Below are 211 nucleotides of genomic sequence, written 5' to 3' on the forward strand. Positions count from 1 at the left end.
GACGACTTCGACTCGGGCGATGCCGACGACTTAGACGACTTCTTCGACGACTTCTTCGACACCTTTGAAGACTTCGACGACTTCGACGACTTCGACTCGGGCGATGCCGACGACTTAGACGACTTCTTCGACGACTTCTTCGAGACCTTTGAAGACTTCGACGACTTCGACGACTTCGACTCGGGCGATGCCGACGACTTAGACGACTTCT

At 54.5% G+C, this 211-nt stretch carries 1 protein-coding gene; it reads left to right on the top strand.

Translation table 11 applies throughout. From position 1 onward, the window contains the following. Positions 1-211: hypothetical protein (locus tag ACOQFL_RS22910; RefSeq protein WP_435546267.1), on the top strand; the 211-nt coding region annotated here is incomplete at both ends.

This window comes from Actinopolyspora sabaoui (assembly GCF_051225635.1).
In the GTDB taxonomy this organism is placed as follows: Bacteria; Actinomycetota; Actinomycetes; order Mycobacteriales; family Pseudonocardiaceae; genus Actinopolyspora.